General features: G+C 65.7%; 8 protein-coding genes. 4 read left to right on the forward strand and 4 right to left on the reverse strand.

All coding sequences use genetic code 11. The annotated features are described in order from the left end of the window. Nucleotides 1–61: 61 nt before the first annotated feature. The 4 genes from ACQKJZ_RS16905 to ACQKJZ_RS16920 form a co-directional block, all read right to left on the reverse strand. Nucleotides 62–316, reverse strand: coding sequence for a DUF6356 family protein (locus tag ACQKJZ_RS16905; RefSeq protein ID WP_427732591.1), 255 nt, complete (start codon nucleotides 314–316; stop codon nucleotides 62–64). Between the two features lie 61 nt (nucleotides 317–377). After that, nucleotides 378–578 (reverse strand): helix-turn-helix transcriptional regulator, encoded by a 201-nt coding sequence (locus ACQKJZ_RS16910; protein WP_312489849.1) that lies wholly within the window; start codon nucleotides 576–578, stop codon nucleotides 378–380. Further along, entirely contained in the window at nucleotides 575–985 is a 411-nt protein-coding gene (locus ACQKJZ_RS16915; RefSeq protein WP_427732593.1) for a hypothetical protein, read from the reverse strand. Before ACQKJZ_RS16915 ends, ACQKJZ_RS16910 begins: the two co-directional genes overlap by 4 nt. A gap of 64 nt (nucleotides 986–1,049) precedes the next feature. After that, a complete protein-coding gene (locus tag ACQKJZ_RS16920; RefSeq protein WP_427732595.1) occupies nucleotides 1,050–2,441 on the reverse strand; it encodes a UDP-N-acetylmuramate--L-alanine ligase in 1,392 nt (463 codons plus the stop codon). Between the two features lie 74 nt (nucleotides 2,442–2,515). Between ACQKJZ_RS16920 and ACQKJZ_RS16925 the strand changes: the two genes are divergently transcribed. From ACQKJZ_RS16925 to infC, 4 genes are all read left to right on the forward strand, one after another. Further along, nucleotides 2,516–3,331 (forward strand): LD-carboxypeptidase, encoded by an 816-nt coding sequence (locus ACQKJZ_RS16925; RefSeq protein WP_427732597.1) that lies wholly within the window; start codon nucleotides 2,516–2,518, stop codon nucleotides 3,329–3,331. 16 nt (nucleotides 3,332–3,347) lie between these two features. Continuing rightward, the gene (locus ACQKJZ_RS16930) at nucleotides 3,348–4,100 is read left to right on the forward strand and encodes an SIMPL domain-containing protein (protein ID WP_427732599.1); all 753 of its coding nucleotides are present in this window, start codon (nucleotides 3,348–3,350) and stop codon (nucleotides 4,098–4,100) included. Nucleotides 4,101–4,277: 177 nt separating this feature from the next. Next, the gene (gene thrS, locus ACQKJZ_RS16935; protein WP_427732601.1) at nucleotides 4,278–6,308 is read left to right on the forward strand and encodes a threonine--tRNA ligase; all 2,031 of its coding nucleotides are present in this window, start codon (nucleotides 4,278–4,280) and stop codon (nucleotides 6,306–6,308) included. A 152-nt stretch (nucleotides 6,309–6,460) separates the two neighbouring features. Continuing rightward, the gene (gene infC / locus ACQKJZ_RS16940) at nucleotides 6,461–6,994 is read left to right on the forward strand and encodes a translation initiation factor IF-3 (protein WP_037569087.1); all 534 of its coding nucleotides are present in this window, start codon (nucleotides 6,461–6,463) and stop codon (nucleotides 6,992–6,994) included. The last annotated feature ends 402 nt before the right edge of the window (nucleotides 6,995–7,396 follow it).

The following is a 7,396-nucleotide window of genomic DNA, read 5'->3' on the forward strand; positions in this document are numbered from 1 at the left end:
GCCTTCGACTGCGCTCAGGCTGAACGACGTTAAGGGGATAAACTCAGCGACCAGCACCCGCTCAGATCACATATTCGACGGTCTTCGCCTGGCTCTGCGCCGCCTGCTTTCTTCGCCGTTTGGCTACCATCTCGGCGTGAAGCCGCGCCACCGTGTCGCTGCCGGTCGTGGTGCATAGTCCCGGTACGACGGCATGAACCAGCGCGCCGACGCCCCCGGCGATCATGATTACGCCGAACCGCGCCGCGACGTCGAAATGCTCGACATAGCTCTCTCCGACGCTTTCGGGATGCTCGGTAAACAGGCGACGGAACATGACGGGCGTCCTCCTATGGCCGTTCGAATCGATCCTATCATGACGGTGGGGGGTGGCCAAATCAGCCTTTGGACGGGCTGACGAAAATGTCCTCGATCGCGCAGCCGAACAACTCGGCGATCTTGAAGGCGAGGGGGAGCGAGGGATCGTAGCGCCCCGTCTCGATCGCGTTGACGCTCTGGCGGCTGACCTCCAGCCGCCCGGCCAGGTCCTGCTGGCTCCAACCGCGATCGGCGCGCAAGCTGCGCAGATGGTTGTTCACGCCCGCGCCCGCCAATGTTCGCGGATGGCGTTGGCCATCACGCAGAACCCCAATCCGCTGAACCACAAGGTGGCGGCCCAATAGCCCTGCATATGGGCGACCAATCCGAAGCCTTCCAAAAATCCCCATGCGGTCGTGAACGACAGCGTGATGCCGGTGGCGATCAGGGAATGCCGCACGAACTGCATGCGGATATATTCGTCGCGCATCTCCATCATCAGCCGTCCGATGACGACGAATACGCCCATGATCGGGAGTGCGGGCAGGATCGCCACGAAATAGGCGAGCAATCCCGAAGGCGGCGCATGGCGGAACCACAGATTGGCCCCCGTCAAGGCGATGGCGTACAGCGTCATCGTCGCAAACAGGCGGCGGGTATAGCGCTTCATTTCGGGCTGCATGGGCATGACGAACCTCCCTCATGTGTAAAGGGGGGTTTACATGGAAAGTTCGCTTTACGTCAAGCGTCCTTTACTTGGCGGCCAGCTGCTCCACCATGTCTTGCGCCAGCAGGCCGAGCGTGTCGTCGCGCGCGCCCATCACCACGATCCGGTCGCCTGCCCGCGCTTCGGCCACCAGTGTCGCCGCCGCCTCGGCGCGGTCGGCGATGTGGCGGGCGTCAAGGCCGCGTGCGCGCAGATCGGCGACGATGTCAGCGCTGGTCACCTCGCGCGCGACAGTGCCGCCGAAATAGGCCGGGTCGGGCAGGACGAACACGTCGCCATCCCGCATCCGCTGCGCGATGCTGTCGACCAGCTCGGTCTGCATGACCTTCAGGGGGCCATAGCCGTGCGGCTGGAACAGGATCAGCAATCGACCCGGAAAGGCGTGGAGCGTGTCGAGCGTGGCGGCGATCTTGTCGGGGTTGTGGCCGAAATCGTCGATGACGGTGACGCCCTTCGCCTCGCCGACCTTCTCGAACCGGCGTTTGAGGCCGGTGAAGCGTTCGACCGCGCGGATCGCGTCGATCAGGGGGACGCCCGCCGCCACGCTCGCACCGATCGCGGCCAGCGCGTTGGAGACATTGTGGCGGCCCGGCACCGTCAGGCGGACATGATAGCCGGCGCCCCCGGTCACCAGATCAAACGCGATGGCGAAGGGTTCGGGCTTCAGCGCCTCGGCGACCAGATCGGCGGCCCCCTCCACCGCGAAGGTGGTGAGGTTGGGGATGTCGGCCAGCAGCGCCGCCGTCTCGGCATCGCCGGCATTGGCGACCACATGACGCGCGCGGGCGGCAAACCGACCGAACAGGTCGCGCAATTCCTCCAGCGACTTGTGGTCCAGGCTGACATTGTTCAGCACCGCGATCGCCGGGTTGTAAAGCGCGATGGAACCGTCGCTTTCGTCCACCTCGCTGACGAATGCGTCGCCGCCGCCGACCAGTGCGCTGGCGAAGGGGCTGTCGGGCGAGATGAAGTCCTTCATCACCGCGCCGTTCATCGCGGTCGGATCGCGCCCCGTCTGGTGCAGGATGAAGGCGATCATGCCGGTGACGGTCGACTTGCCGCTGGTCCCCGCCACGCCGATCGGCAGGGTGCTGTCGTTGAACAGGCTGGCCAGCATCTGCGCACGGCTGGCGCGCGGGCAGCCCAGCCGGTTGGCCGCGACGATGTCGGGCACTGTCTCCTCGACGGCGGCCGAGGCGATGACGAGCTGGTCGGCCGAGGTCACGCCCGATCCGTCCTGCGGGTAAAGCGCGATGCCGGCGTTGCGCAACGCATCGAACTTGGCGGCGACGCGGCCCTGGTCGAGGCCCCGGTCCGAACCCGAAACCGTCCATCCGCGTGCGCGCAGGATCATGGCGAGCGGCATCATCCCCGATCCGCCGATGCCCACCAGAAAACAGGAATTGCCGTTGGTCATGGCCCCACGCTATCGGCGAGTTGACGGCGCGGGGCAATGCCCGGCCGGGTGGTCAAGGTGAGGAACGCGCTGACATGAAGATCGGAATCCTTGCCCCTTCCAGCATCGGCAATCCCGCCGCCGAGGCTCCGGTCAGCGCCTTCGCTGCGATCGCCTACCCGGATGTCGACCTGATCTTCCATCCGCAATGCTATGAACAGGACGGCCATTTCGCAGGGTCCGACGAACGCCGCGCTTCGGCCTTTCTGGAATTCGCCAACGATCCGGGCATCGACGCGATCTGGTTCCTGCGCGGCGGATACGGGTCCAACCGCATATTGTCGCGGGTGATTCCGAACCTCAACGCGGCGGCAGGGCATAAGACCTATATCGGCTATTCCGACCTCGGCTTCGTGCTGGCGGCACTATACGCCCGGCGGATCGGACGGCCGGTGCATGGCCCGATGGCAAGCGACATCCGGCGTCAGCATGGCGACGCGACCGTGGCGCGCGCGCTCGGCTGGTTGGTCAGCGGCGACCGGCAGGGGCTGGAGCCGGGGCTGGACGGCCGCCCGGCGGCGGCGTTCAACCTGTCGATCCTGGCCGCGCTGATCGGCACGCCCTGGCTCCCCGACCTGACCGACCATGTCCTGATCATCGAGGAAGTGTCGGAGCATCTGTACGCGGTCGACCGGATGCTGTTCACCATGGCGAATGCCACGCAGTTGAAGGGCGTCGCCGGCGTGCGGCTGGGCGCGGTCAGCAATGTACAGCCCAACGAACCCGAATGGGGCGAGACGCTGGAATATATGATCCAGCGCTGGTGTGGCGAGATGGGGGTGCCCTATCTGGGCCGTGCGCGGATCGGGCATACGCAGGACAATCATCTGGTGCCGTTCGGGATCGCGTGAGGGGAGAAGGAAGGCCATGAGTAAGCCGTTATTCGCCATATTGCTTGGTCTGTCCGCGACGGGCGCATTGGCGCAGACGGTGCCGCCGCCGCAGATACAAGTGACGGCGACGGGCATCGCCAAGACCTCGCCCGATCGCGTCACCGTGGCCTATCAGGTGCGCGGGGAGGGCACGACGTCCGACGAGGCGACGGCCAAGGCGCGGGACAGCGCCAAGGCCATCCGTACCGGTGCGGAGGGGCTGTTGCGCGGTGATATGGAGCTTCATGCCTCCGACTTCGACATCGCGCCGGTCCGCTCGCGCGAATGCAACCGGGATGGATATGGTCAGGCGCAGCTGTCCACGGGGCCGTGCGCGATCCTGGGCTATGTCGTGACCATGCCGGTGTCGATCGATACGCCGCGCATCGCCGATGCGGGAACGCTGGCGGGGCTGATCGGGCGGCTCGGGGGATTGCAGGTCGGCGTGCGCGGCTATTGGCTGAGCGACGACCGGCCGGCCCGCCAGCAGGCGATGCGCACCGCGCTGGCCAGCGCCAAGGCGCAGGCGCAATTGATTGCGGAGGGCTCCGGCGCCCGGCTCGGGCGGCTGCTCCGCGTCGACGATGGCACCAACCGCGACATGGCGATCGTCGTCACCGGTGCGCGGGCCAGGGTCACGCCCCCGCCGCCGCCGCCGCCCGCTGCCCCGCCGATCCAGATCGACCTGTCACCGGCGCCGATCCGCACCAACGTCAATGTGACGGTGGTCTACGCGATCGATCAATAGGGGAAGACCCGGTACGCAGGGCGTCGCGACGCCGATGACGGAGGGAAGAAGGGCGTCATGGCATTGCCGCCCGCTTCCCGAAGTCAGGCCGTATACCTCGCGGACATTCTTGCCTATATAGCGGCCGCCGGGCGGACCGCCCGTGCTGTATCCGCATCTATCGAAGAGAGTTGTTCCATGTCCGCGATGTTCCGTATCACGCTGCCCGACGGTTCCGTCCGTGAGGTCGCGCCCGGAACTACCCCCGCGGACATCGCCGCCGCGATCGGTCCGGGCTTGGCCAAGGCCGCCATCGCCGCGCGCGTCGATGGTGAGCTGCGCGACATCATGCGCCCGTTCGAGGGCGACTCCGCGCTCGCCCTGGTGACCACGAAGGACGAGGCCGACGCGCTCGAACTCGCGCGCCACGACTATGCGCATGTGCTGGCCGAGGCGGTGCAGGCGCTGTTCCCCGGCACGCAGATCACTTTCGGCCCGGCGACCGATGACGGCTTCTATTACGATTTCGCGCCCAAGGACCGGCCCTTCACCGAGGAGGACCTGCCCGCGATCGAAGCCGAGATGCGCAAGATCATCGCCAAGGACGAGCCGCTGATCCGCGAAGTCTGGACCCGCGAGCAGTTGATCGAGCGCTGGAAGGCGCAGGGCGAGAGCTTCAAGGCCGAATGGGCCGCCGAACTGCCCGAGACTGAGGAACTAACCGTCTATCGCGCGGGCAAGGGCGAGGACGCCTGGCTCGACATGTGCCGGGGTCCGCACCTCGCCTCGACCGGCAAGCTGGACCCCAACGCCTTCAAGCTGACCCGCGTGTCGGGCGCCTATTGGCGCGGCGACCAGAAGAACGCGATGCTCAGCCGCATCTACGGCACCGGCTGGCTGAACAAGAAGCAGCTGGCCGAGCATCTGACCCGCCTGGAGGAAGCCGCCAAGCGCGACCACCGCAAGCTGGGCAATGAGATGGACCTGTTCCACCTCCAGCAGGAGGCGCATGGCTCGGTCTTCTGGCACCCCAAGGGCTATCGCATCTGGCGCGAGCTGGAGGCCTATATGCGCCGCGCGATCGACGCGACCGGTTACCGCGAGGTGAAGACCCCGCAGGTGATGGACGCGCGCCAGTGGGAGCAGTCGGGCCATTGGGGCAAGTATCGCGAAAACATGTTCGTAATCCCCGACGAGGTGCCCAATGTCGAGGACGAAGGCCCGCTGGTGTCGGACGATGCGCAGTGGATGGCGCTGAAGCCGATGAACTGCCCGGCGCACGTCCTGATCTTCCGTCAGGGGATCAAGTCCTATCGCGACCTGCCGCTGCGTTTCTACGAGAATGGATGCTGCCACCGCAACGAGCCGCACGGCGCGCTGCACGGCCTGATGCGCGTGCGCCAGTTCACCCAGGACGACGCGCATATCTTCTGCCGCGAGGACCAGATCGTCGAGGAAGTCCGCGCTTTCTGCGAACTGGCGGACCGGATCTATAAGGATTTCGGCTTCACCTATTCGATCAAGCTGGCGCTGCGCCCCGAAAAGCGCTTCGGCACCGAAGAGATGTGGGACATGGCCGAGACCGAGCTGCGCGACGCGGTCGTGCGGGCGGGGTTGGCGACCGAGCAATATGGCTGGGAAGAGCTGCCGGGCGAGGGGGCTTTCTATGCGCCCAAGCTGGAATGGCATCTGACCGACGCGATCGGCCGCACCTGGCAGGTCGGCACCATCCAGTCGGACCGCGTGCTTCCCGAACGGCTCGACGCGTCGTACATTGGCGAGGATGGCGAGCGGCACCGCCCGATCATGCTCCACCGCGCGATCTTCGGCTCCTATGAGCGGTTCATCGGCATCCTGATCGAGCATTATGCGGGCCGCTTCCCCGTCTGGCTGGCACCGGTGCAGGCGGTGGTCGCGACCATCGTGTCGGATGCGGACGGATACGCGGAAGAGGCGGCGGCCAAGCTGGCGGCGGCGGGCATCCGGGTCGAGACCGATCTGCGCAACGAGAAGATCAACTACAAAGTGCGCGAACACTCGGTCGCCAAGGTCCCCGTGCTGCTGGTCGTCGGCAAGCGCGAGGCCGAGGAGGGCAAGGTCGCCGTCCGCCGTCTGGGCAGCCAGGCGCAGGAGATCATGACGCTGGACGACGCCATCGCCATGCTGCGCGAGGAAGCGACTCCGCCCGATCTGCGCGTCGCACCCGAAAACGTACCGGAGCAGTGGTAGCTGCGCGAAGAAGCGACCCCGCCCGATCTGCGCACTGAATCAGCGGCAAATAGAGGAAAGGGCGGGGCGTTTGTCTCGCCCTTTCAAATTTGCCCCCGATCGCTTATATTGAAATCGTAATTGCCACAGGAGAAATACCCATACGTCCTCCCATGATGCGCCGTCCGATGCAGGCGCCGCCGATGAATGGTCCTCGGTTCAACGAGTGGATTCAAAGCCCCAAGGTTCGCGTGATCGACCATGAGGGCGAGAATCTCGGCGTGATGTACACGCGCGAGGCGATGGCCCAGGCCCAGGAGCTCGGCCTCGACCTGGTCGAGGTGTCGCCCAACGCGGACCCGCCCGTCGCCAAGTTCCTCGACGTCGGCAAGTATAAGTACGAGGCGCAGAAGAAGGCGAACCTCGCCCGCAAGTCGCAGAAGACGCAGGAGATCAAGGAGATCAAGATGCGTCCGAACATCGACGACCATGACTACGACACCAAGATGAAGAAGGTGGTCGAGTTCATCGGCGAGGGCGACAAGGTGAAGGTCACCATGCGCTTCCGCGGCCGCGAGCTGAGCCACGGCCAGCTTGGCATGAACGTGCTCCAGCGCGTCGCCGAGCAGGTGGCCGAGGTCGCCAAGGTCGAAGCCTATCCGCGCATGGAAGGTCGCCAGATGCTGATGGTGCTGGCCCCGAAGTGAGGCGCAGCGACTCGGGGGTGTGAGCCCGCCGGATGGCTCGATGCTTTCGAAACCCCTGGTGGTCCGATGGGCCGCCGGGGGTTTTCATTTTTGGTTCGCGCAGAGGCGCGGAGGGCGCAGAGGTTTTGCGGGCTGTGCGGCAAGACCGGACGATCTTCCCCAACCTCCGTTCAGCCTGAGCGAAGTCGAAGGCCAAGGGAATCCGACTGACCCAAGCGGCTTTTCGAGGGTGGTCAGGAGGCGAGGGCAGGGCGTGCACTTCGACTTCGCTCAGTGCGAACGGAGGTAGTTATTTAGGTTGGCGAGGCTATGGGACGTCCACTCGTCTCATACCATTCCTCCCCTGAAAGGGGAGGGGGACCAGCGAAGCTGGTGGAGGGGTGTCACCGGTCGCGAGGGCGG

Origin of the sequence: Sphingomonas sp. NPDC019816 (genome assembly GCF_050274375.1) — a bacterium.
GTDB lineage: Bacteria > Pseudomonadota > Alphaproteobacteria > Sphingomonadales > Sphingomonadaceae > Sphingomonas.